24 protein-coding genes are annotated in these 21,431 nt (G+C 60.2%); 6 read left to right on the plus strand and 18 right to left on the minus strand.

Annotated features, from left to right (window positions below; translation table 11 throughout):
- Positions 1–18 precede the first annotated feature (18 nt).
- A complete protein-coding gene (locus NKH54_RS00510) occupies positions 19–534 on the minus strand; it encodes a GNAT family N-acetyltransferase (protein WP_353027533.1) in 516 nt (171 codons plus the stop codon).
- A gap of 355 nt (positions 535–889) precedes the next feature.
- Between NKH54_RS00510 and NKH54_RS00515 the strand changes: the two genes are divergently transcribed.
- Positions 890–1,234 carry a hypothetical protein gene (locus NKH54_RS00515; protein WP_353027534.1) on the plus strand — a complete coding sequence of 115 codons (345 nt, stop codon included), beginning with the start codon at positions 890–892 and terminating at the stop codon, positions 1,232–1,234.
- Between the two features lie 5 nt (positions 1,235–1,239).
- Here the strand turns inward: NKH54_RS00515 and NKH54_RS00520 are convergent, their stop codons facing one another.
- The 3 genes from NKH54_RS00520 to NKH54_RS00530 are packed head-to-tail and all read right to left on the minus strand — an operon-like array spanning position 1,240 to position 3,290.
- Positions 1,240–1,953, minus strand: a complete 714-nt coding sequence (locus NKH54_RS00520) for a HoxN/HupN/NixA family nickel/cobalt transporter (RefSeq protein WP_353027535.1) — start codon at positions 1,951–1,953, stop codon at positions 1,240–1,242.
- A gap of 39 nt (positions 1,954–1,992) precedes the next feature.
- Positions 1,993–3,027, minus strand: coding sequence for a cation diffusion facilitator family transporter (locus NKH54_RS00525; RefSeq protein WP_502907447.1), 1,035 nt, complete (start codon positions 3,025–3,027; stop codon positions 1,993–1,995).
- A complete protein-coding gene (locus NKH54_RS00530; RefSeq protein ID WP_353027536.1) occupies positions 3,024–3,290 on the minus strand; it encodes a metal-sensing transcriptional repressor in 267 nt (88 codons plus the stop codon). The genes NKH54_RS00525 and NKH54_RS00530 overlap by 4 nt, the downstream gene beginning before the upstream one ends.
- A gap of 137 nt (positions 3,291–3,427) precedes the next feature.
- Between NKH54_RS00530 and NKH54_RS00535 the strand changes: the two genes are divergently transcribed.
- On the plus strand, positions 3,428–3,739 hold the full coding sequence (locus NKH54_RS00535) for a hypothetical protein (RefSeq protein WP_353027537.1): 312 nt from the start codon (positions 3,428–3,430) through the stop codon (positions 3,737–3,739).
- A gap of 357 nt (positions 3,740–4,096) precedes the next feature.
- Complete coding sequence (locus NKH54_RS00540) at positions 4,097–5,068, plus strand: hypothetical protein (protein ID WP_353027538.1); 972 nt, start codon at positions 4,097–4,099, stop codon at positions 5,066–5,068.
- A gap of 175 nt (positions 5,069–5,243) precedes the next feature.
- Here NKH54_RS00540 and NKH54_RS00545 read toward each other — a convergent pair whose 3' ends face one another.
- The 4 genes from NKH54_RS00545 to NKH54_RS00560 all read right to left on the minus strand — a co-directional run bounded on the left by NKH54_RS00545 (position 5,244) and on the right by NKH54_RS00560 (position 7,327).
- A complete protein-coding gene (locus NKH54_RS00545; RefSeq protein ID WP_353027539.1) occupies positions 5,244–5,549 on the minus strand; it encodes a hypothetical protein in 306 nt (101 codons plus the stop codon).
- A gap of 182 nt (positions 5,550–5,731) precedes the next feature.
- On the minus strand, positions 5,732–6,073 hold the full coding sequence (locus tag NKH54_RS00550) for a DUF1515 family protein (protein ID WP_352763360.1): 342 nt from the start codon (positions 6,071–6,073) through the stop codon (positions 5,732–5,734).
- A gap of 103 nt (positions 6,074–6,176) precedes the next feature.
- Positions 6,177–6,476, minus strand: coding sequence for a hypothetical protein (locus NKH54_RS00555; protein ID WP_353027540.1), 300 nt, complete (start codon positions 6,474–6,476; stop codon positions 6,177–6,179).
- Positions 6,476–7,327: a glycoside hydrolase family 108 protein gene (locus NKH54_RS00560; RefSeq protein ID WP_353027541.1), complete on the minus strand. Its 852-nt coding sequence runs from the start codon at positions 7,325–7,327 to the stop codon at positions 6,476–6,478. The genes NKH54_RS00555 and NKH54_RS00560 overlap by 1 nt, the downstream gene beginning before the upstream one ends.
- A 64-nt stretch (positions 7,328–7,391) precedes the next feature.
- On the opposite strand from NKH54_RS00560, the gene NKH54_RS00565 reads away from it, so the two are divergent.
- Positions 7,392–7,961 carry a CatB-related O-acetyltransferase gene (locus tag NKH54_RS00565; protein WP_353027542.1) on the plus strand — a complete coding sequence of 190 codons (570 nt, stop codon included), beginning with the start codon at positions 7,392–7,394 and terminating at the stop codon, positions 7,959–7,961.
- The gene (locus NKH54_RS00570) at positions 7,958–8,737 is read left to right on the plus strand and encodes a hypothetical protein (protein ID WP_353027543.1); all 780 of its coding nucleotides are present in this window, start codon (positions 7,958–7,960) and stop codon (positions 8,735–8,737) included. The genes NKH54_RS00565 and NKH54_RS00570 overlap by 4 nt, the downstream gene beginning before the upstream one ends.
- Here the strand turns inward: NKH54_RS00570 and NKH54_RS00575 are convergent.
- Positions 8,727–9,089 (minus strand): hypothetical protein, encoded by a 363-nt coding sequence (locus tag NKH54_RS00575; RefSeq protein WP_353027544.1) that lies wholly within the window; start codon positions 9,087–9,089, stop codon positions 8,727–8,729. The two genes, NKH54_RS00570 and NKH54_RS00575, sit on opposite strands and share 11 nt — an antisense overlap.
- Before the next feature lie 239 nt (positions 9,090–9,328).
- Between NKH54_RS00575 and NKH54_RS00580 the strand changes: the two genes are divergently transcribed.
- Positions 9,329–10,291, plus strand: a complete 963-nt coding sequence (locus NKH54_RS00580; protein WP_023695655.1) for a glycosyltransferase family 8 protein — start codon at positions 9,329–9,331, stop codon at positions 10,289–10,291.
- On the opposite strand, the gene NKH54_RS00585 is transcribed toward NKH54_RS00580, so the two are convergent.
- The 9 genes from NKH54_RS00585 to NKH54_RS00625 form a co-directional block, all read right to left on the minus strand.
- Complete coding sequence (locus tag NKH54_RS00585; protein ID WP_353027545.1) at positions 10,288–11,424, minus strand: pyocin knob domain-containing protein; 1,137 nt, start codon at positions 11,422–11,424, stop codon at positions 10,288–10,290. The genes NKH54_RS00580 and NKH54_RS00585 overlap by 4 nt on opposite strands.
- Before the next feature lie 206 nt (positions 11,425–11,630).
- On the minus strand, positions 11,631–13,751 hold the full coding sequence (locus NKH54_RS00590) for a hypothetical protein (protein WP_353027546.1): 2,121 nt from the start codon (positions 13,749–13,751) through the stop codon (positions 11,631–11,633).
- A gap of 7 nt (positions 13,752–13,758) precedes the next feature.
- Positions 13,759–16,275: a glycoside hydrolase family 24 protein gene (locus NKH54_RS00595; RefSeq protein ID WP_353027547.1), complete on the minus strand. Its 2,517-nt coding sequence runs from the start codon at positions 16,273–16,275 to the stop codon at positions 13,759–13,761.
- Positions 16,276–16,278: 3 nt separating this feature from the next.
- Positions 16,279–17,292 (minus strand): tail fiber domain-containing protein, encoded by a 1,014-nt coding sequence (locus NKH54_RS00600; protein ID WP_353027548.1) that lies wholly within the window; start codon positions 17,290–17,292, stop codon positions 16,279–16,281.
- Positions 17,285–17,728 carry a GNAT family N-acetyltransferase gene (locus NKH54_RS00605; protein ID WP_353027549.1) on the minus strand — a complete coding sequence of 148 codons (444 nt, stop codon included), beginning with the start codon at positions 17,726–17,728 and terminating at the stop codon, positions 17,285–17,287. Before NKH54_RS00605 ends, NKH54_RS00600 begins: the two co-directional genes overlap by 8 nt.
- Positions 17,725–19,308, minus strand: coding sequence for a hypothetical protein (locus NKH54_RS00610; RefSeq protein WP_353027550.1), 1,584 nt, complete (start codon positions 19,306–19,308; stop codon positions 17,725–17,727). Before NKH54_RS00610 ends, NKH54_RS00605 begins: the two co-directional genes overlap by 4 nt.
- A complete protein-coding gene (locus NKH54_RS00615) occupies positions 19,305–20,006 on the minus strand; it encodes a phage adaptor protein (protein ID WP_353027551.1) in 702 nt (233 codons plus the stop codon). The genes NKH54_RS00610 and NKH54_RS00615 overlap by 4 nt, the downstream gene beginning before the upstream one ends.
- A 6-nt stretch (positions 20,007–20,012) precedes the next feature.
- On the minus strand, positions 20,013–20,834 hold the full coding sequence (locus NKH54_RS00620) for a hypothetical protein (protein WP_353027552.1): 822 nt from the start codon (positions 20,832–20,834) through the stop codon (positions 20,013–20,015).
- Positions 20,835–20,915: 81 nt separating this feature from the next.
- On the minus strand, positions 20,916–21,431 hold the full coding sequence (locus tag NKH54_RS00625; protein ID WP_353027553.1) for a hypothetical protein: 516 nt from the start codon (positions 21,429–21,431) through the stop codon (positions 20,916–20,918).

Raw genomic sequence — 21,431 nt, forward strand, 5'->3', positions numbered from 1 at the left:
AAAGGTAAGTCATTGATTTTATTGCAAAGCGTTACCGGTTCCATCTCCGGTAGGCGCCATCGCCAATTTGTGCGTAGCATATTCTGGGAACTCTGCCTCGGCCCACGCACTCAGCGGCTTAACCATAATGAGCGCATCATCGGCATAGCCGTTGCGGCTGTAGAAATTGTGTGTGCGCTCTTTGCCGAGAACCATTGAGATGCGGGTGATGTCGCAGCCGACACGCGCTGCTTCCTTCTCGATCCATCCCATCAGTTTGGCGCCGATACCAGCACTGCGCATATCAGCGTCGACAACCACATGGTCGGCCTCCGCCCACTTTCCTGCCCATAGCTGCACCCCTATCCAGAAGCCTGACATGCCGACCATTCTTTCACCGACGAAGGCGGCAATGCAGCGATAGTTGCCTTGGGCGATCATGGCGGTTAGGCGCTCCTGAAACATGTCCTCCGGCATGGATCCGGTTTGCTGATAAAGCGGGTAGATGGCCGCGATCTCTTCGAGCCCCATCAGTTCGCGAATGACGATGTCCATTTAAAGCCCTCCTCTCGCACCCAGGGGTCACGATACCGGTGGGCGTGACAGGGATTCAACCTGTGACCCATGCAATGTCAATGCGGTACCAACAGAGCGGGAACGGAGCGAAAACATTCAAATGTTTCTGTGCCGTTTCTGTGCCAGAAGATGACGACGTAAAAAAGCCCGTTGCCGCGATTGGCAACGGGCTTGAGCTATGGCGTCGGGTCAGGAGAGCAAAATGGAGACCCAACGACACGATGCGCCACGCCTCATGATCGACGTCTTAACCGAACCGCGACAATTCTAACCATCTTGTCGACGTGTGGATAACTTTGCTGACGCCAGATCATCGGCATGGAGAAGACGTGATTTGACCTTGGCGGAACAGCCGCTCACGATGCGATGGCTTGGGAGAGGGCGCCACATACAAGTATGCAAAGACATGATTGTTGTGCCGCCGATCGGCGCACAGTTCGAGACGCCTGAATTCCTCGCCGAGATCGGCGTCCTGCTCGATGACGCCTTTCCCGACTATGATTTTACGATCACCACCGTAAGCAAGTTTCGGGATGACAGCTTCGTGTTGATCCCGATGCTCGGCAGCGTCGGCGGTGAGGGCTCCGTTCTAGCGGCTTACCCGGATATGGCGACGTTGCAGGAGATCGGCAATTTCTTGTTCAAGCACATCCATCGGCCGTCACCGTCGCGGCACTAGGCCGCCTATCGGGCCGAGATCTGCCAGATTGCTACGCCAGCGAGCACTAAACCTGCTGCGCCTTCGATGGCTCGCGATATGGTATCGAACAGCCGTGGCCTGCTGTCGAAAAAATGCACCAGGCGCTCCCGAAACAAGATCGACAGTACCGCCACGCTGGACAGCGTCAGGGCCACGCCGGTCATCATGGTGATCGCGAACAGAATGCCAGCTCCTGGCACCCCTCTGGAAATCGCAAACGTCATGACAAAAAGCGTCAGCGGGCACGGAATCAAACCGGCCATGACCCCCACGGCCTCACCCTCATGCTTGTGATGGTGGCCGTGGCTCAATGCGCGCCAAAGCATCCAGACGCCGATCAGCCCGAGCAGGCCGCGACTGACATCCTCAAGCAGTGGCGCGCGTCCAACGCTGCCCAATGCAATCGAGACAAGCGGCAGCGAAAATACGGCGATCAGGACCGCTGTCGTCACATGAGTGAAGGACAACGTAATCGACACCAGGAGGCCGCGCGAAACCTTCGCATCCGAACCGGCAAGGTACGTCGCCAAGACAGCCTTACTGTGGCCGGGCGTCAGAGCATGTGCCGCACCGAACAGGACGCCCATCGGCAGAAAGGCAAGGAACGCAAGCCAATCACCGCCAACTGACAGCAGCTTTATCTGATCTGCGAGCGCCAGGTATATGGAGCGCTGAAATTCGACAAGCGCCTGGAACATCAGCCGAGACCGGCAAAAGCGAGTGGTTTCCGGCAGTTGTCAGTGCTGGTGGCCGTGATGTTCGCCCTGATCATGAGAGTGCGGATGCTCGTGCTCACCTTGGTCGGTCGAAAACCGGATGTTGGCAGCTGCGAGCGCCGGCAGGTGTTCGAACAGTTCGTTCTCCAGCGCCGCCGTGATCTTGTTTGCTTCTGAGAGGGGCAACGTTTCGTCTGCAGCGATGGCGATGTCAGCATGCAACTTGTGGCCAATCCAGCGGGCCTTGGCATCGACGATATGAGCCCCCGGCACGTGCTCGCCAGCATGATGAATCTCGGCCATCACACCCGGCTCGACGCCGTCGAGCATACGGGTGAGCACCGAGCGCGCTGATTGCCAGACGATGCCGAAAATGGCGACCGTGATGAGGAGCCCGATAATCGGGTCGGCCAGCGGAAATCCGAACCAGACGCCGATAGCGCCAATGACCACGGCAAGGCTGGTCAGCCCGTCGGTGCGGGCATGGTAGCCGTCAGCGACGAGCGCCGCACTGTTGATTTCCCTGCCGATGCGGATGCGAAACACCGCGACGGCCTCATTGCCGAGGAAGCCAACGATGCCCGCCGCCGTCAGCCAACCGAGATGCGTCACTGTCTGCGGATGGATCAGGCGCTCGATAGCCTGGTACCCGGCGACGATGGCGCTAGACAGAATGACCAGGACGATGACGATACCGGCGAGGTCTTCGACCCGACCGAGCCCGTAGGTGAAGGTTGACGACGGCTTGCGTCTCGCCAGCATAAAGGCGACCCACAACGGGATGGCAGTGGTTGCGTCTCCAATATTATGAATGGTGTCGGCAAGAAGGGCCACGCTGCCCGAGACAACCACCACTGCCATCTGCATTGCTGCCGTGACCGCCAGGATGACAAAGGACCATTTTATGGCCCAGATGCCCCGATCGGTCGTCGCGATGGTTGCATCGATGACGCCGTGTGTATGGCCATGCGGACCGTGGTGATCGTGATCGCGGCCGGCATGGTCGTGCGAACCGAAGCCGAACCAGTCGAGGGTGCGCCTGCCGAGATCGCTCATAGATACTTGGCCAACTGCTTGAGTTCCGCAAGCGAGTCGTGCGCTCCGCCCTCGGCGGTATCGGTCAGGCAATGTTCGATATGATCGTGGATCAGTTCTCGCTTTGCGCTGCTGATGGCGCTCTCCACTGCATGGAGTTGCTGCGCCAGGTCCAGGCAGGATCGCTGCGCCTCGAACATGCCAAGCACGGATGCAAGATGCCCCTGTGCGCGCTTTAAGCGCTTCACGATAGCCGGATGAGAACTATGGATGCCTTCGGACATGCCCACCGGTATCCCCCCTAGGGGGATGCGTCAAGCAGCGTGAGCGCAGATCGGCTCTTGATCAAGCACGCCGCAGAACGCGTATCCCATTTGCGCTGAAATGGTTCCGGAACATTTTAGGGGAAATGCATGTTTAAGTGCTTATGGTTGATGTGGACATATCCGACTGCCGCGTGGCGCTGCGCCTGATCAGAATGGCGATCGAGGAGACATGCCCGCCCGGTGTCCTGCCGAGCGAGGAAGCGGTCAACGGGCTTTATGGCCCCGAACCAATCCATGAAGCCGAGGCGTTGGCGACCGCGATCTACGCTGCAGTGGAGAAGCTAACCGCGGTGCCGGTGAAACCGCGCGCCGGCAAGCCATCTTCACCGAGCATTGCACCGGGCACAACGTCGCGCCTTGCTGCCTATGCGGCGAGCCGATCCACCGCCGGGATGACCGCTGGATAATTGAACACAAGCGCGCCCTCGCCTTGTTAGGCCCGGACTTGAACACCGACTGTGCCCCGGCACATTTCAGGTGTGGCGAGGTCAAGACCCACACCCATGACTTGCCGAGGATCAGGAAGGCCAAGCGCCAGCAGGCCCGGCACGAAGGCACAAAAAAACCGGCGCGAGGTTTCCGGCCCCGGCCGGCGTTTCGTTCGATTGGAAGCGGCGCCGCTACGTCGCGACCGCCTAGCATCCGTCATTTGCCTTGCCGTATGCATTCGGGGTAATGCCACCATCTGCGGTCCAGGGTGTGGTTCCCGAGCGCACGCAGAGGCGCCTGGATAAAAAATCAGGAGTGAACGGGAGTGGCCGCCATTGAGGCGTTATAAGAAGTTTATTTTGCATTGCGGTATTCACAAGACTGGAAGCTCCTATCTTCAGGCGAGCCTGGCTTCCAACCGCGACGTATTGGCGGCCAACTCGATCCATTACCCCGAATCCAACGACCCGGCGAATGAAGCGTTCGGGCCGCAGCACAGCATCGCAGCCATCGGTTACGACGAGGGCAAGTCGTTTGAGCAGAACGTTGGCGCGTTCTTCGCAATCGATTCCGATTGCGAAACGTTGCTGATGTCAGGCGAGGAATTTTCGCGAGCGAGTGCTCATCCCTCTTTTTTCCAAGGCTTGTTGGATATTGGCGACGAGGTGAAGGTGGTGTTTTACCTCAGGCGCTTCGATCATCTGCTTGAGAGCGTGTATTCGCAATGCGCCAAAGACTACCTGACGGGCCCCATCGAAGTCGCGGAATATCAACTTGATTTCTGCGAAATCCTGCGACCGTTTGTTGAGGCACTCGGACCTGATCGTGTGGTCGTTCGACCATACAACCCTAAATTCTGGCCCGGCGAATCGATCGGTCAGGATTTCTTCTCTGCAATTGGCTTGCCTCACCTCTGGGGCGCCATGAGGAAGCCGGCCGGCCGGATCAACGAAAGTCTGTCACGGCCGGAAACATACATGCTTTCAGTTACTGAAGGCATCGCGGAAAAGCAGCGCTTGATGGACCACTTCCGAGCCCGGCCTTTCCCGGACTGCGACAGGGCCAAGTTCTTCCGGTCACCCGATTTTCGTTTTGACTTCAACCTGAGATACATCGGCTTGAACTCTGGCGTCGCCGCCCTCAATGGCGGGGTGGACATCACCGAGTTTCTCGATCTGGCCAACGTCGATGACGATCCAGATTGGCAAGCGTTCGACCCGAACGACCCTCAGATAGTCGACTATATTGAAACCTTCAGGGCCAAGCATTCGGACTTAGACGGTGGGTATGATTGGGAAGTGCAGTGAAGATGGGGGTCGAGGAGATGCGCTTTTAGGGCGCGGATAATCGGGCGGAAACACTTACCCAACCGTAGGGTAACGGCCGCTAGCTAAAAGCCCGCCAGCCTTTCGGTGGGCGGGCCTCTACTGTCGGAACTGGAGAGTGTCATGTCGACAGCTCCGGCACTTGCGAACGGTTTGGTTAGTGGCGCCAGATCAGCAGGCAGAGCTGGCGCAGGTCACGATCATAAACGCCCCGGCTCTCGATCACGTCGATGCAGCGCTTCTTGAACCGAGTGATTTCGGCGCTCGACATAGCGTCAACAATGCGAGGCAGATCCGTATTGGTCGGATTGTCGGGGGACTCGGTTCCGACAGTGGCACCGCTCGCGCCAATGGGTGCAGTGGTTCCGTCGACGCCAACTGCGGCGTTCGCCGGCATGGAAAGATTTGCGAGAACGGCTCCAATCGCTATGCTTCCCACCAGGATCTCAAAAATCTTTGTCATATTAGCGTTCGTGGCCCGCTTTAGGAGGCCCAGGCCAAGCCAGATCCGGGTGAAGGTGTTGAATGACATAGCTTGTTAGAAAGCACGCATAAATTAATGATGTCTAAAAGGCGAGATGAATTTCACGCATGACTGACTCGCAAAACCGGGTCAATTTGCTTGCGCTGAAATGGTTCGCCGGCTCATGGCGGCGGCCGACCAGTCGCCCAAGTGTACATTGCGGCCAGCCAGCCGGCACACGTGACAACGCCGATCCCGATCCTAATCAGCCAGCGCCCCATCGTGCCGGCGCCTTGCGCGCGCTGGCGAAGCTGCTTCACATCGTCGGTGACCGTTTGGATGGCATCGGTCTTGTTTTTGACGGCAAGCACATCGGACTCAAGGTGTGTCGTGCGCATCACCACTTCATCAAGGGCTTTGTGAATACTGGTGCGGCTTTCGTCGGCGCGGTCGAGCCGATCCTCGATGCCTTCGACCTTTCCCAGCAGAATTCCAAGGGTCCGCTCCACGCTGCTTTGCGACATCTGCCCCTGCTATTTCCAGCACTTGCGCCGCTGGCCGTTGCGGTCATTGCCTATGACGCGCTCGTAGCCATGGCGGTTTGCCTTGATCAAAGCTATGGTCCCTTCAGGGCTCAGGCTGTTCGATAGAAACCCCGCGCAACTGCTCGCAGGCGTCGACTGGCAAGCCGTTGCCGCGAAGGCCAGAGACACACAAATTAAAGTCAGACATGCCGTTGAGCTTCGCATTGTCGCCCTTCCTTTCGAGTTCGGCTTTGAGGTCGGCCGCCGCCACTTCGGCGACGCGGCGGTTGTAACCTTGGGTGTCGCCCTTCCAGTGCGCGACCGGATAGACGACAGCAGCAGCGAGCACGGCGCCGGCCGCAGCGCCGACCCCCAGCTTGATCCAGTCCAGCAACCCGAGCATCAGGCCGGCACCGTGCCGAGCGCTTCAGCCAGGCGCTTGGCCTTGCGGTTGGTCCACCAGCGGTAGGCGCCGCCACAGATCAGCAGCAGAGCGCTAACCAGTGCGAGGATGACCACAATCTTGGTGATCCACTCGCTGGCGTAGGACAGCGGCGAGAGCTGTTCCTGAAGGCCTTGGAGCGTACCAGACACACCGAGGCCACCGCCCCCGGCGCCGATGGCAGCATCTGCCGGCGCGGTCGACGGCGCAGTCTTCGCGTCCTGCACGAGTGCCTTTGCTTGCCCGCCTTCAATGAAGTTCGCGGCTTGCGGCGTTTCGCTGGTTGCCCAAGCCTTTCCGATCGATCGGACTTCCTTCACGCGGGCCGACCAGCCTTTGCCAAAGACGGCGAAGGTGCCAAGGTGGCGCAGGAAGTTCATGCGCGCATCGCAGATCCGATCAATCAGCGCGTCGTTGTTGTTGATCGCCTTGAGCGCGGTAATCGTACCCATGCCCATAACGCCGTCGATGTTGCCGGTGTAGACCGGCCGCAGGGCTTGCTGAAGGAACATGATGGAGCGGCCAGGCCCTGAATTGACGGCGCCGTCGAACAACACGTAATCGACGCCATCGGGAAGCAGATCGGCCTTCACCGCGTCCCAATATTGCCGGTCGTAAATCTCGTTAAGCTCGTCGGTCGTGATGCTCCGCACCGAGCGCGTGGCCTGCCCCTTGCCCTTCCGATAGGCGTCATAAACCCGCTGGGTGACGCCCTTCATGGTCGGCCCGCCAGGGTCTCTCTTGTTGTTCGAATACCCGCCTTCGTGCGCGAGCACCTTGGCAAGTGATTCCTTTTCACGTGGAATAGCCATGTTAAACCTTTGGGTTATGTTGAGATGCTTTCAGGTGCGCCGAATGGCGCAGGGGCGGGGAAGGATGTCGTTTTTCTCAAAGTGGTTTAGAGACGCACGCGGGAAGCTTCCGGCCCATGTCTCCGTCGGGCGGCACACCTACGGCGTGACTTGGCGAAAAGTGCTTTTTCCAACCAGCGAAGCGCCGCTCAAGGTCGGAAGCTTCTGTTCGGTCGCCGGCCAAGTTCTTTTCATGTGCACCGGTCAGCACCAGACACAGAGTGCGACCTCATTCCCGATCTATAGTCGGCTCCTCGACCAGGCCGGGCCCGTACCCAACGGGGGTAAGGCCGGCGGTATCTCTGTCGGGAATGATGTGTGGATTGGGCACGGTGCCATCATCCTGCCTGGTGTCTCGATCGGAGACGGAGCAATAGTAGGTGCCGGTTCGGTGGTCACCAAAGACGTGCCGCCTTATGCGATTGTCGCGGGCAATGCTGCTCGACTGATACGCTATCGCTTCGCCGACGACGTCATTGCGAAAATGCTCAGCATTCGCTGGTGGGAGTGGAATGACGAAAAGGTCAAGCAGGAAGCGGCGTCATTGACAGGGCCGATCGAAGCGTTCGTCGCGCAGCACTCGGGCGGCCGATGACGGACATATTCGGATACATCGCCTATGGCGAAAACCATTTTTACCATCAAGGCGCTCTGCTGAGCGCGTTGAAGCTGTTGCATTATTGCCCAACAGCCAGGATCATAGTTGCAACCGACCGGCCCGAATTGTTTCTCGGCTATCCTGTGGAGACGATGCTTCTCACTAGTGAGCAGAAAAAGGCCTGGTCGTTCAATGCCCGTTACCATTTCGGCATCAAAGCGAGGGCGATGATCGAACTTCTGAAAATGGCAGATCGGCTAATTTTCATGGACACCGACCATTACGCGACAGCAGACCTTTCTCGCGGATTTGAGACCATCACACCCAAGCACTCCGTAATGCGGCGCCAGGAGAAGCCGCACAAATGGACCCCTGTCTTGGAAGGAAAGGACCTTCGTATCGGCGACTACGTGATGACGGGCCGAGAGCCTATGTGGCAAAGCGGCATCCTCGGCGTGCACCGCGCCAATCTTTCTGCCCTCGTCGATGCTTATCCGCCGATGCTTGCCGTTCACGAGATATCCAAGATCGACGCTGCTGAACAGTTCTGCATAGGCATCGCGTTATCCTTGGGGGAGCGGACGATCAGCGAGCATCAGCTCCAGATTGCGGACTACAACACCAGAGGCAAGAAGGCCTTTGCAGCGCCTCGTGTCCATCGGTTCTTCGCTGCCTACGGTGCCGAGCCGATTTCACGACAAATCCGGGAAGCTGGCCGATATCGTTTGCGCCGAACGCTGATAGATATCATTCGCCAAAAACTTACGACGTGAGAATGACGGCTGGATCGAGACCAAGGGCACGAACCAGGCCGATCGCATCAGGGTCATCGCAGTAAATTTCCGGGCGATCGGGTGCGAACCAGCGTGCGAAATAGACCGGGTTGCCAGTTAGCATGGCATACGCCTGAGGCATCTTGCCCGCATCTATGATCCGAGCTTGCACAACAGATTTCAGAATCAAACGGCGCAAGACTGGCTGCTCGCTCCAAGCGTTGCCGTTCCAGATTTGGCGCGCGTCGCCGGGCGCCTCGGGCACCTCTATGCCATTTTCAGGCAGCACGACGCCTTCACCGTTGAAGCCGCCGAGATAGACGCCATCGGCGTCGACGAAAAATCTGGTCATATCTACCGGTCCCTTACCCAGAAATTGTGATTGATGTATGTGTTGGCCAAGCACGCTCTTTTTGCGATGAGGCGAAGATGTTCTATTTGGGATTGGCGATCGGCTTTGCGTTGGGCGTCGTCGCTATGTCAGCCGTCGTTTACTATTGGACGCACCACGATGATTTTGAGATCAGGCGAGGGGAAACGCGGTAGGCGCGTGCCTTCTCGGCACCGATTTAGACGGGCAGATTTGACCAAATGAACTCATGCTTCTTTTTGGCCGCTGACGCGGAATATTTCCCGTACGCCTGCCTTGCAGCGCGTCGGATCACAGACGTTTCGACGCCGATCGATGGCTACCTTCTTTATACCGGAGTTCGCCAAGAGGATCTCGGTATCGGCCAGCGTATATTGAGCGGCCGCGTCGAATTGGTTGATGTCGCCGCCTTCATCGCGAATGCTCGATTTGAGGCCGCAAGCCACAGCATAGCAGCCTACGTTCGCCTCTTCTCCGATCGGTTGCCTGTTTTCACGGGCTACGATCGCATCGCATATTCAGATTCCGACGTCCTTTTCAACCGCGACATCAACGATCTGGTTGGGCAGCAATTGCGCGCCCCACTACTCGCCGCTCATGACGATTACATGTATTTCCGGCCATCATATCGCGAAAAGCTGGGCCTGCAGCCCGGCGCGCCATACTTCAATTCCGGCGTCGTCGTCATGGACATGAACTCGATTCGGGCTGACGACCTATTGGGGCTAACCCGCAAGACGGCCGTTCTCGGAAAACTGAACGATCAGAACGCGCTGAACATCGTCTTCGAGGGCAAGTGGCAGACAATGCACCCGAACTGGAACCTGCAATCACTCGGCACAAGGGAATTCCGGTTCGCCCATGCCTATGCCCGCCATTTCGCCGGCGGCAAGCCTTGGGGCAATCAGGTGGGTGTCGAACTTGAAGCCCTCAAAGTTTGGCGCGATCTGGCGAAGGACACGCCTTGGGCAGAACCTTTCAAGCAACTGATCCCATTTGAGCGAGGTGTCATCAAAAGGTTCAAGCGCCGATTTGATGGTCTGACGGCCATGGTATCGAGCAAAGAATACTATCAGCGACGCGCTCGCTACGATGGACGGAAGACGCATGCTTTATATTCAGCGCAAGCTGATGCTGGGGAAATGGCGATCAGTTTTCCGGAGGTTGTCGGCGGCTTCGCCTAGGCCCATGCCCTCACGACAATTTTCCAACTGCTGGCTGTGGCCACAAAACCACTACCACCGGCTTTGCTGATGTAATCGAAAACGGTGTTACCGATCCTGACGTTGATGTTCGTAGCATCCGGCCAAATACCATGCCCCTTGTTACCGGCACCGTTGCTCATGAACAGCGGAATTTCGTCACCGATAGCCCAGCCGTTATCTGCTGTGGAGCATTGTGCAAACATTCCATACAGTTTTGGCTTGACACCAAGACCGTGCGCGAGTGTCAGAAGCCCCCCTAGCGTGTAGGTCTGCTGCGCGCTCTCATAGGCTGTTTGGAATTTAGCGCCGGCGATCTGAAGGTATCGCGCATCCTGTTCGGCCTGAGACCACTGGATTTTGTACCAAGCACCCCAGACGCCGCCATTCTGGTGGCGCCGCCAGATTGTCGTGTTGGCTGCTGCTGCCGTGGTGAAGTCATAGACTGTCTGCGTCCTGTATCCGGCAGCACCGTGGGCTTCGACCGTGCCGATGTTCCACCCGGTGTTTGCCGCAGGGGCGTTGGCCGCCCCACTGCCCATATACCAGCCGTTGTCGAGCGCCGTGTTCCAATCGGCAATGGTCTTGGCCACCACGCCCAGGCGCGTGGGGAGGTTGGCGTCGGAGATTACGGCGATCGGCTGGCCTGAGGCGCGCATGTAGGATCGAACACGCCAGCTGCCACCGCCCAGGGACTGCGCCACGGCGGTATCACCGGCGGCGGCAACGATGTTGGCGGCGCCCGGCAGGATGAGCGTGGCGGCATTGTGGGTAAGCGTCGCCGCTCCGGAGAAGGTCAGGAAACGCAAGACGCCGCTGGGCAGCACGCCCAAAGCGGTGATCACCGCCGCGCCCGACACAGTGACGGAGACACCGGTTGCCGCGGCCAGATCAGTCGTTGCGGCTGATGCGACACTGCTGGTAGTGTGCAGAGCATCATTGCCACCAACCGCCGTGCTCGCGCCCGTGCCGCCCATCGTGATCGGGCGCGGCGTGTTCATTATCGACAGGAGATCGGCCAAGAAGGCATTGTATTTTCCGCTCTCAATCGTCGTGTTCGGAATCGCCGTTGTGTTCGGCGGCCAGGACGTGACGCCGGCTCCATTCATAGGCATTGGCAGCACCTTTTGCTTTTTGGGGGATTGGTTTATGTTCCGCGCCCATGCGCGTCAGAATTCTTCAGGTCATCGCTGCTGTGATCACGATTGGCATCATGGTCGTGCTGCACGACGTGCTTGGAGGGTTTCTCCGAAGCCTCGAGCCCCAATTCGTCATCGGTCTTGCCGTTGGCGTTATGGGAACGACAGCGGTTTTCGTTGCGCTATTGCTGTGGGAGCGCCGAACGCTGACCTTGCGAGAGGAGCAGCGCGCGAGAGACTTTATCGACCTCTGACGCATTTACACGCGAGCCACGGCCGGCACGAAGAAGCGTTTCAAGCACTTCCGGATCGTTACTGGTGAGGATCTTGGCCATAGCGCTGCGCGTGGCTTCGTTCTTGATGCCGCTGAGTGCTTCAACGACCGCGTCGACGCCTTTCATGGCCGTGGCCCGGGCCGCCCCCGCTACCCCGCCTGCCATGAAAGCCTGAGGGACACCAAAGGCCTCGGCGCCGGAGCCGGTGAGTTCCTGCTGTGAAGCCTGGCGGGCTGCGGTGAGAGAATTCCGCGTCACAATATCGGTTGTGTCTGCGAAATGCTTCTCGCGATCGAGAAGACCGATGATGCGGTCGGCTCGGTCCTTGCCGAAAAGCGTTGCAAGACGACTGCGGTTCCAATCGCCTTCGCCCTTGATGAGGTGCTGAAGGGCAACGCGGTCATTTGCGTTTGTCCCCACGATGCGCTCAATCTCGGCACGCGCGCCCTCGCGCAGCCGCATAGGGACAGCAGACGGGCCGATCTGCATGCCTTGCGGCAACGCACCTTCCTGCACTTCTTGGGCGAGCTCGGCGGGCCTCGGCGCTTCCCGGCCGCTGGACAGCACCTGTTGACCGCGTCCGACCGCCTCCCGCTGGCGGGCCAGCTCGACAAATTTGCTGTCGACTTCTTTGATGCCGGGCACGGAAGCGCGCAACTCGTCATCAACAGCCTGTCTGGCCGTCTGAAGCGCGTTGCGGGCGTTCGTTTCCACCGTCGTTTCCAGCATGCCATCAATAGCCTTGCGGGTTTCAAGCAACGTTACGGGATTGCTTTCCAGTTCCTGGGTGCCGGTGCGGTTCAGCATCGTGCGGACACGCTGTAGACCACGCTGCGCCTCGCCGCGAAGGGTCTGGATTTCCCGATCAAGATAGGTGGCGATGGGTCGCGTATTGACCGGCGAAGCGTTGGCAAAGGCCGCCCGATATTCCGGTGACAGGTTGGCCTGGTTCAAGTCGATGCCGGCATTGATGCGCGATGGGATAGGGGCTGGGCCAAGTTCCTGGTCGATCGTGCTGGTGATGCGCTGGTTTGCACCGGCATTGCGCGCGTCGACGGCCCCGCGAACAATGGCTTTGCCTTTTCCGGGCAACGCTGCCAAGCCGCCGGCCTGCGAACGAAGATTTTCGCCCAGATCTATGATCATTCCGCCGGGGCCGAGCTTGTCCATCTGACCCAGCGCGCCGGCATCGAGCGCGTCGCGCCCTGCCGCCCTTGACAGCATCGCCGCGGCAACCTTGTCGATGCCAAGTTCCTTGGCTGCACCGCCGAGGTTCCAGCCATCGGCAACATACTTGACGCCTCGGCCGACGAGAGGGCCGATAACTGGGGCGAGCACACCGAGGCCGGCTCCAGTAACCGCGCCAATGCCTGTTGCCGTAGGATCTCCACCAGAACGGACTGCCGCATCGGTTCCGTTGATAAGTCCGCCGGTCAAGGCACTGGCGCCGAAGCGCAACGGCGCCGACGTCACGCCAATACCGAAGGCCCCAGGCGCTGCCGCCATCGCCGGGATAGTGCCCGCGACAGCGCCCGTGACTTGTGACGCGTTGTCGAGGTTCGGGTTCATCGACTTTTCAGCGACGGTGCCCGCTTGGATGCGCTTCAGAACTTGGTCATAGGTCTCGTCAGACGCTCCTGCGATTGTCGCAGCAGCTGCACGATCGACGCCGCCCCGGATCATTGGGCCCAAGATCGGGATGCCCTCCAGAATCCCGCCCGAGGTGGTGCGCATTTTGCTCAGAGCATCGTCGCCCTCGATCCTGTCGGTGAGTGCATTGTAGCCAGGTGGTGCGAAGGCAGGAACGCGGTTCGGCTGCAACGTCTCTTGATCGACCCCGGCAATCGCGCGCTTTTGCTCGGGTGACAGCGCATGCATCTGTTGAGCGAGCCCAATGCCCGCTTGAGCGCGGGCATCCGGACCCGAGGATGCGCCCGCCTGTCCGAGGGCGCTCAGCGCGGTCTTTTCGTCGGGCGCATCGACTTCGTAGGTCTTGCCGTCCGCGCCTTGAATTTCGAACGTCGCCATTATGGTTTCACCCTGATCCGCGCACGCCGTTGCCGACATCTTTCCAGCCATCCGGATTTGGCGATGGTGCCGGAGCGTTCGGCTCGGCCGTCGTCCTGTCAACCGAGGCCTTGATGCCTTCCAGCATGCGCTTCAGCTCTTTGACGCTGTTGGCCGCCCTGTCACCCGCCCCGCCAGTAGCTGCGGTGTAGACCTGGCTCGGAAGGTTCCATGCCCCGCCGTCCTTGGTCACGTCGACAACCGGGTCGTAGATCATGTTTTCCATCAACTGGAGATCAGGCCCGTTGAGAACGCCTAGATTGAAGAGTTCCTTCATCTGCAACATGATGCCCTGGCGGACGGTGTTCAGATTGTCCTTGGACGCGCCGGGCATTGCCTCGATGCCGGTCTTGGCGACCAGCTCCGAATAGCGGTCGAGTTCGCCGGTGATGGCATCGAACGCCTGGTTGACGGAGGAAACCCGGTTCCGCTGTGTTTCTGTCGGCTTCATTGTGCCGGGGATGACGACTCCTGCAGAAGGAGCGGCCGAAGGCGGCGCAACGACGGCGGGAGCCGGTGCCCCAGCAGCAGGAGGCGCTACCTGAGCGGGCGAAGTCACTCCTGGCGCGGCTGGCGCGGCAGGCACGGCACCACCACCGGGAGCCTGTAGCCATGCCGGAAGGTTGGGCGGCACCTGAATAGGCACCATGCCATCAGGCGTCTGCACCATCTGCGTCTTTGGCTGCGAAATGATGGCGTAGGCAGTCGCATATTCTCGCGAAGCGGGATCGGCGGTCGAGAGGATGTTCCAAGCCTGGGCATCGAGGCCGTTGCCCTCGAACTTCGTCGGGCCGGCGCCTGAAATGCTTTTCGTCTCGCCGCTGGCCGCATCGAACAGGGTGTCGTCGTCCAGCTTCTGCCACTGCTTCGGCGGAACGGCCAGAGACTTGCGCGCAGCCTGAATTTGCAGCTGCCGCAAAGGATCGGCCTCCTGCATTTTCTGCTGGAGCATCATATTGGCCATCGCCTTTTGCTCAGGCGATGCCCACGGGTCAGCGGCAACCTGCATGATCTGCTGAATAGACGGACCGCCCTGACCGGGCTGGATAGCGCCGCCAGTGCCGCCAGCCTCTACCGGGATGCTGGACAGGTCTTCCTGCGGAGACATCGCCTGAGCGACCTTCTGGACGCCGGGAGAGGCTGGCGCGGCCTGAGGCTGCTGAGCGCCCGCGAGTGCCGCAACGACCGGCGACGGGGCTGCCGCTGCTGGTGCGGGCTGCTGAGCCGCGCTGAGGGCCTGCACGACGCCACCGCGACCGCTCAGCGGTTCCGGGCTCATCATTGTCGACAGCACGCGCTGGCCGGCCGGCGTGGTCGCGGCAGGCTCACCGGGGCCGGGATTGGGCAACGGCGAATTGGCATTGACTGGAATCCAGCCCTGATCACCGGTCGCGCCGGCCATGCCAGTTGTCTCGACAAACTGATAGGTCTTGCCGTCGGCGCCGCGGCGAACTTCACCAGCTTTTCCAGATCCTTGCGGAGCGCCGGGATAAGTCGGACGCGTTGCGGGTGCCATCGGGTCGTTAGGATCGAGCGGAGGAAGGCCGCTGGGATCATACGCAGGAGCCGTGGTGCCGGGCGACATGGTGGCGAGGCTCGGGGCCGGTGTCATACCAGCGGAGGGATCGAGCGAGGCAACTTGAACTGGGTCTTGTGACTGCTCCTGCTGGGCCGCCTGCGTTGCCTGTGCGGGCGTAGCGCCGGCGCCAAGCGCCTTCTGGTAGGTCGCAACGAACCTGTTCCTATTTGTGCCCTGCTCGATGCCACCGGGAAGGCTCGTCCACGTCCCGCTCAAGACCTGGCCGACGTTGGCGATAGCGTCCGGATCGCCGGATTGTAGAACGTCATCGAGCACTTGGCCCGTCTTGGCCTTGTAGGTCTTGGCGGCGAGGTTCCATGCTGCCTTGTCCTGGTTGACTGGCGAGAAGTCGGGCAAGCCGAGTTCCTTGGCCTCATCGTCCCATGTGGAACCCAGAAACTGATACTTGCCGGCGGCCGACGAGGTGCGGCCAGCATTCGGCCCGGTTTGGATGCGCACCGCCTGGTTCGGATGGTGGGAGAAATCATCGAACTTTCCGCCGCCATAGATGACGTTGTAGCGACCGCCGCTTTCTGGGCCGGAAATCGTGTTGAGCAGCGCCTTCTGGTAGGGCTTTGCGTCCTGCCATGCGAGTTGGTCGCCGCCGTAGTCGGCCGCGCCGCTCGCGGAGGCCGCAACTGGAGAGCCCGGAGCCGCCGGGAAGGTGCCCGCATTGATCATGCCGCCAAACGCGTCGGTCGCGTGGGCTTGTCCTGCGATCTCTGCCGCATCGGCGCGCCTGGTGAGAACATTCTGAACGATGCCATCCCCAAGCGCGTTCAAGCCCTCGCCGATGTTCTGCGGCGCGCGCTGGGAAGACATCAGCGCCTGGACAATTGCCCGCTTCTTGGCGACGGACGCAGGCGTCTCGCCTTTCTCGGCATCGAAGATGAATGACAGCGCCATGCCTCAGGCCCCCAACGACAGAGCTTTGCCGTAATCGACCTGGCGATAACCGTCAGGCCGGCGCGAAACAGCATCGGGTCGCACGCTCTCGACTTCGCTGGCCATGAGGCCAAGCCGCATCGGAGCGCCCTTCGCCTCGCCTTTGTAGTGGAACTTCCACAGCCCCATTTCCGGGGTGATGTCGGCGAGCCGTTCCTTGTCCTTTTTCGCCTCGTCGTCGGATAGTCCGATGAGCTTGCTGCCGAGACCGAAGAGGCCGCCGATCAAGCTTCCGCTCTGCGCCTGCTGCTGGTTGTAGGCGGCCATCCTGTCCTGATAGTTCTGATTGATCAGCCCAGCGTTGTCGGTTGTCGGAATGGTGCTGCCGGTATCGCCAGCGGCCTGGGGCGAACTGACCTGCGATCCGGAAAGCAGCGCCGTGATTTCGTTGATGGGCTGGTTGCGGATTGCCTGGCCCTCGGCGAACGCCTGCCCATGGCCTGAAAGGATGAGCTGGTTGTTGGCATCGTTGGCGTTCTGGCCCTGCTGGGCCATGGCACGGTCATAAGCAGCTGAGCCAAGCTTGATGCCCTGGTTCGATAGCCGCGTCGCCAAGGCATCCTGTTGTTGAGCCAAGATCGGATCAAGGCGCGCTTTCCCGAGCTGCAGCAGTCGCGCCTCGGTGGCATCGTTCGATCCATCGAAGGGCTTGGCCATATAGTCGTTCAGGAATGACGACTGGTTGTTGGCAAGCGTGCCAAGGTTCAACTGTGCCTTGTCGGTCTGGTCCTTAATCGCCTGCTGCGCAGCGGAAAGCGTGGTCGTCGCGGTGCGCGTCGGGATTTGATAGGTCTTGCCCGTATAGGGGTCAGTGATCGGTTGCGTACCGCTGTTCGTATATGTGATCGTGCCATCAGGCCCGACCTGATTGGCATTGTTCAAATATGAGTTGGCAATAGCGGTCGAGATGTTCGTACCCGTCGAGGCCGCGGAAGTTTCCTTGGGATCTGGCGGCTTAGGTGCTGAGGCTTTACCCATTTGTCTTCCTCGTGAAACGGCCGTTGCGCCAGTCTTCTTCAGTGAGCGTGAAAACGTAGCCGTCTTCGTCGCGGCCGCGCATGCGCTTGATCAAGTAAGGGGTGAAGCCGAAAGCCTTCGCGATCCGAACCATGCGCTCGTTCTTTGCGGAAACCTGCAGAACGACCATCTGGCAACCGATCTGGTCGAACGGATATGAAAACATGATGTGGCGGACATCCGCCGTCAGCCATCGCGGCGTTTTCGAAGCGCTCGAAATCTGGATCAGCCCCGGGCCTGGTTGCCAGTCGTGAAACACCATGCCAGCAACAAGTTCGCCGGTCTCATCGTCACGAACACCGATCGCCTTGCAGTTGCCAAATCCGGCCTCGCAGCCTGGCGTCATGTCGGCGACGAACCTCGCCACCACCAGGTCATTGCCAAAGATCAGCTTCAAACGACGACGCCCCCGACCTCGTAGGTCATGTCGATCGCCACCAGCTCGGCGTCAGGCGTTGGAGTGATACCGCATGTCACCTGCACCTGAGGGGCGATGACGAAACCCGTCAGTCCGACAGAGACCCATTTCGTGGAAACCGTCTTCGTTGCGCTGGCGTCCCACTTCGCAACATCCCAGAGGCCCAGATCCCATTCATCGAAAACGACATCGTCGGCAACCGACGACGGCGCCGACGGCAGCGAGACCTGATAGTCCTTGGAAACCGAGAGCTTCGCGATGAACTTCCGGCTGGCCAGGAAGACCGTCCGCGCCATGTGGACGATCTTGCTCCGCGCCGGCGACTTCATGTGATCGAACAGGCCAACATAGGTGCAGGTATAAGGCGAGCCATCATCACTGCCGCTGACCTCGCACTGCATGATCTTGCCGTCCGACGTCCCGAAATACGCCCAGCCGTCATGCAGGACCAGGCATCGCGTATCCCAACCTGTGTAGTCCGCCCATGCACCGGTTTGCAGGTTGACGACGAAGCACCTCGCATCCTGTCCGACATCCGCCGGCAGCGAGACGATTGCCATGTTGAACAGCGGCCACTTCAGGATTTCCCAAGGCAGGTTGGCGCGAGCCGCAGCTTCCCTGCGCCAGTCCGGTTCGATGTTGCGCGAAACGCTGATCATCGAAAGCGCCGCACGGTCTTTCTGGATGGCTTGGGAGATCGGAATGATTCCATCATCCATGCCGATCAGCAGTTCGCCACCGGCTTGCATCACTGCGCGCTTGCCGCGAGGCGGCGACATGTCATAGCGGCCGACGAGCGACCAGTCATTCGGATCGGCGGGGTTTGCACCCTCGTAGACCGCTACCTCGCCCTTGGTCGACACGAACACGCATTTGTCGTCGACACCGTCGCCGGCATCAAGCGACCAGGTGCCGCCAAAAAGCAGCGATCCGCCCTTCTGGAAGACACCGGCAAGTGAGAGATCGACGGCGGTGCCGGCAATGGTGTCGACTGGTAGAAACCACGCCGTAAGGCTGTTTTTTTGGATGAAGAATTCGCGGTTGCGATAGGTCCAGACGTGCGAGAGCTTGTTCGTGGCAATGGTGCCCAGCGCGGCCACCGTGGTCCATGCCGTGCCGTCGAATTGGCGCATGCTGTCCGTGCCGTTAACGGCCGACAGATAGTCGCCGCCAGCGGTCTCGAACTGCACGTAGGAGAAATAGCCGCTGGTCAGCCCGGAAACGACGGGAGCCGGCGCTACATTGGGGTTGGCAGGGTTTGTAACATCGAAAATCTTCGTGCCATCCGCGGCGAACATGAAGCGGCCCGGCGACGCGTCATAGGACATCATGCTGACCACTGCGGTAGTGCCGATCGTCGCCTTCTTCTTCTCGCCGCCACGCAATCGGATGCCGGTTGTCGTCGGAAACCAGTTCTCGAGGACGCGGGCACCCTGCGGCTTCGATGCAGCCAGATTTTCGTTCGAAATCTTGCCCCGGATCGGTGCTGGAAATGTAAGTGTGCTGTGGCGCTGCTGCGATTGGGCCGCAACAGGAACGCGCCTGAAGCCGGCCCTCATGGCGTGATTACTCCCGGAAAGGCAAAGTCGGCGTCAATCGTCGAGCGGCGCCGACCGACGGCCAGGATGTTGGAGCCCTTGTCGGCACCGGCTGACACCGCGATGGCATCCTCGTAGGTCGCCATGTCCTCGGAATAGGCTTGCCCCTTGTTGGCCTTCCATTGCCAAATCATGCCGAGCTTCAAAACGCGCTCATCGAGGCGGAACACGTCATCGTCAGCCGTGAAAGCTGCTTTTGCGGCGCCGTCCTTATCCTTCACGATTTTGTTGGTCAGGTAATAGAATTGCGCCGTGGCCAGGTTGGGGATGGCGGGCTTGATCTGGATCTGATCGCCGATCATCGTCCAGGCGCCGACGAGGATCTGAAAATTCTGCACCGCCAGGCCCAGCCACTGGTCACTGTCGGGATAGTGCGTGAGCGATGTATAGGGGCTTGCCGACGGCCAGACGCGCGCTTTCTTCAGCATACGCTGGTAGTCGGCCGGAAGATTGAGGCCGGTCGAAACGCCGTCGCCGGTGAGCGTGGCAAGCGTCTTGAGTTTCGTCCAGTCCCGTGTGTCGAATGCGATCCTCTGCGCCATCTCGTTCGCGAGCGACTGCAATTCAACGTGCTCACGATCTGTCGATGAAAAGACAGCCGTCGGCACGGTCAAACCGATGACCGTGCCGACATCCTTGATGACGCTGAGGATCGACATGGCGGATCAATCCACCATCGCCAGTTCCTTGGCCGCAGCGACCAAGGTGTCGTGGTTAGGATTGCCGCGCGGCCGGGAGCCGGTTTCCTTAGCGATGTAGACCTTCAGGGCTTCATCATCCATGGCCTCGATCTCGGCAGCGGTTGGCGGCGTGGTCTGCTCGGTTTCTTCGTCGCCGTCCTCGTCTTCCCTGGTTTCCTCGTCCTCGTCGCTGGGTTCATGGTCGGCGGCGGTATCTTTGGCCGTCGCGGTGGCGCCCTCCAGTGGCTTTCCTGCCTGCATGAACTCCTCGCGCAACCGGCGTTCATCGGCTAACTGCTGGGTCAGGGCCGCGACCTGAGCCGCAAGGTTGACGATGTCGGCGCTGCCGGCCGCGTTGTCGAGATAGGCCTGCGCCTGGTTCTTCAGTTCGCGGCCGCCCATGCCGAGCTGCTTCAGCGGGGTTCCGTCCAGCGAAGCCAGCTGCTCGACTGTGTGGACGCCGAGAGCCTTCAGTTCGCGGCGCTTGCCTTCCTTCAGGAACGGCGCTTCGGAAAGCGGCGTGCCGGAGAGCGGTTGAGAGGTGCCGTCTTTGAAGGCCAGATACTGCTTGTTGTAAAGCTGCGCATAGGTGACGAGACCGCCGCCGGCCGCAATGCTCTCGCGCGTGGCGTTCGGTTCGGCATCATGGGCCGGATAGGTCGCCTTGGTCTGGCGGTTTGCCGGGAATGAAAGGTCGCAGACCTCCATATCGGTGAAGATCGGCCGGCCGGCGGACCTGCTGGCCTGTTCGTTGGGGATGACATGATTTCGGAAAACAACGTTGACGATATTCTGGTTCGCGCTCATGGCGAAACTCCTGTCTGAGAGGGTGCAAAGAAAAACGGGAGCCGAAGCCCCCGTTTCAGTGTCCTGTTGGAATTGGCCTGTTTACGCGGCCAGAGCGTCGTCAACGTACGGTCGATCGATCTCGAACTCGGCGAGACCGGCAGACGGTACGCCGAGCGCAGAAGCGCCCTTGGCGTTCTTGACGCGGTCGCCAGCGACAACAGCATCGTCGACGCTACCGGCGGTCGCCGTGGCGTAGACGTTGGCATTGTCGAGGAACCCGACCAGAGCCTTGCCGATGGCCTTGCCCTTGATCTGATACCAGCCGTACTGGCTGGCGACATTCGCGGACATGGCGACAGCAACGGAACCGATCATGTCGGGGCCGAGAAGCACCGTCGACCAGTCGTCAGGGTTGTAGAGCACCCACGAGCCGACACCAGTGGTGGCGACGCCGGCGAGATAGACGAACTCGCCGACGCCGTAGACCGGATCTTGCGCCTGGATGATCTGACCAAGCCAAGGGCCAGGAGTGGAGCGCCCGGCCGCCGTAGAGGCCGGGAGGGTTGCGGCGATCGGCGGGAGGCCGAGGTGCGGAGTGTGAGGAACGTAAGCCAT

This window comes from Mesorhizobium sp. M1004 (assembly GCF_040318795.1).
Taxonomy (GTDB): Bacteria; Pseudomonadota; Alphaproteobacteria; order Rhizobiales; family Rhizobiaceae; genus Mesorhizobium.

Bases quoted from the DNA above. Each gene is read 5' to 3' on its own strand.
- NKH54_RS00615 (WP_353027551.1), bottom strand. From the start codon at position 20,006: ATGTCGATCCTCAGCGTCATCAAGGATGTCGGCACGGTCATCGGTTTG.
- NKH54_RS00550 (WP_352763360.1), bottom strand. From the start codon at position 6,073: ATGTCGCAAAGCAGCGTGGAGCGGACCCTTGGAATTCTGCTGGGAAAG.
- NKH54_RS00595 (WP_353027547.1), bottom strand. From the start codon at position 16,275: ATGGCGCTGTCATTCATCTTCGATGCCGAGAAAGGCGAGACGCCTGCG.
- NKH54_RS00600 (WP_353027548.1), bottom strand. From the start codon at position 17,292: ATGGGTAAAGCCTCAGCACCTAAGCCGCCAGATCCCAAGGAAACTTCC.
- NKH54_RS00580 (WP_023695655.1), top strand. From the start codon at position 9,329: ATGAACTCATGCTTCTTTTTGGCCGCTGACGCGGAATATTTCCCGTAC.
- NKH54_RS00545 (WP_353027539.1), bottom strand. From the start codon at position 5,549: ATGACAAAGATTTTTGAGATCCTGGTGGGAAGCATAGCGATTGGAGCC.
- NKH54_RS00530 (WP_353027536.1), bottom strand. From the start codon at position 3,290: ATGTCCGAAGGCATCCATAGTTCTCATCCGGCTATCGTGAAGCGCTTA.
- NKH54_RS00610 (WP_353027550.1), bottom strand. From the start codon at position 19,308: ATGAGGGCCGGCTTCAGGCGCGTTCCTGTTGCGGCCCAATCGCAGCAG.
- NKH54_RS00575 (WP_353027544.1), bottom strand. From the start codon at position 9,089: ATGACCAGATTTTTCGTCGACGCCGATGGCGTCTATCTCGGCGGCTTC.
- NKH54_RS00590 (WP_353027546.1), bottom strand. From the start codon at position 13,751: ATGGCGACGTTCGAAATTCAAGGCGCGGACGGCAAGACCTACGAAGTC.
- NKH54_RS00520 (WP_353027535.1), bottom strand. From the start codon at position 1,953: ATGTTCCAGGCGCTTGTCGAATTTCAGCGCTCCATATACCTGGCGCTC.
- NKH54_RS00625 (WP_353027553.1), bottom strand. From the start codon at position 21,431: ATGGCTTACGTTCCTCACACTCCGCACCTCGGCCTCCCGCCGATCGCC.
- NKH54_RS00565 (WP_353027542.1), top strand. From the start codon at position 7,392: ATGTCGTTTTTCTCAAAGTGGTTTAGAGACGCACGCGGGAAGCTTCCG.
- NKH54_RS00560 (WP_353027541.1), bottom strand. From the start codon at position 7,327: ATGGCTATTCCACGTGAAAAGGAATCACTTGCCAAGGTGCTCGCGCAC.
- NKH54_RS00555 (WP_353027540.1), bottom strand. From the start codon at position 6,476: ATGCTCGGGTTGCTGGACTGGATCAAGCTGGGGGTCGGCGCTGCGGCC.
- NKH54_RS00525 (WP_502907447.1), bottom strand. From the start codon at position 3,027: ATGAGCGATCTCGGCAGGCGCACCCTCGACTGGTTCGGCTTCGGTTCG.
- NKH54_RS00585 (WP_353027545.1), bottom strand. From the start codon at position 11,424: ATGCCTATGAATGGAGCCGGCGTCACGTCCTGGCCGCCGAACACAACG.
- NKH54_RS00620 (WP_353027552.1), bottom strand. From the start codon at position 20,834: ATGAGCGCGAACCAGAATATCGTCAACGTTGTTTTCCGAAATCATGTC.
- NKH54_RS00510 (WP_353027533.1), bottom strand. From the start codon at position 534: ATGGACATCGTCATTCGCGAACTGATGGGGCTCGAAGAGATCGCGGCC.
- NKH54_RS00570 (WP_353027543.1), top strand. From the start codon at position 7,958: ATGACGGACATATTCGGATACATCGCCTATGGCGAAAACCATTTTTAC.